The sequence below is a fragment of the Ralstonia sp. TCR112 genome (assembly GCF_007997035.1).
In the GTDB taxonomy this organism is placed as follows: domain Bacteria; phylum Pseudomonadota; class Gammaproteobacteria; order Burkholderiales; family Burkholderiaceae; genus Ralstonia; species Ralstonia edaphi.
The window spans coordinates 1-639 of sequence record NZ_VOSS01000193.1; the positions used below are offsets into that span (position 1 = coordinate 1).

Consider the following 639-nt stretch of genomic DNA (forward strand, 5'->3'; position numbering starts at 1 on the left):
CTGATCGCGCTGCACGACACGGCGAACCACGTGCCCCTCGACAGCCGCTGCTACCGCTTCGACATCACGCTGCGCGGCCGCCGTGCCACGCATTTCGAAAACGCCGTGCCCGCCCTGCAAGGAGCCAAGTGATGACCACGACCACACTGCGTGAATCGCTCGAACGTGCCCAGGCAACGGCCATGACGACAACGCCGCCGTTCGCGCATTTCAACGAAACCGCCTCGCAGACGGGTGGCCCGTACGTGCACATCGGCCTCGCACCGCGCCAGGCCGGCTTCGACATCTACGACAAGGAATTCGGCAGCGTCCTGACGACGCCCGCCACACGCGGCGAGCGCATCGCGCTGGAAGGCCGCGTCTACGATGGCTCGGGCTCGCTCGTGCGCGACGTGCTGATCGAGATCTGGCAAGCCAACGCGGACGGCAAATACGCCCATCCGGCCGATCGGCAAGACAAGCCTGTCGACCCGGCATTTCGTGGCTGGGGCCGCGCCGGCGCCGATTTCGATACCGGCGTCTATCGCTTGACACCATCAAGCCGGGCGCTAGCCGCCGCAGCGGGACCACGCAGGCGCCGCACATCTGCATGATCCTGTTTGCGCGCGGCATCAACCTCGGTCTGCACACACGCGTGTA

The 639-nt window shown here is 66.5% G+C and carries 2 pseudogenes; both read left to right on the plus strand.

From position 1 onward, the window contains the following. Positions 1–132 (plus strand): annotated as a pseudogene (locus FUT88_RS27010) (protocatechuate 3,4-dioxygenase subunit beta); the annotation flags it as partial. Then, positions 132–639, plus strand: a pseudogene (gene pcaG, locus FUT88_RS25215) (protocatechuate 3,4-dioxygenase subunit alpha); the annotation flags it as partial. The pseudogenes FUT88_RS27010 and pcaG, both read left to right, overlap by 1 nt.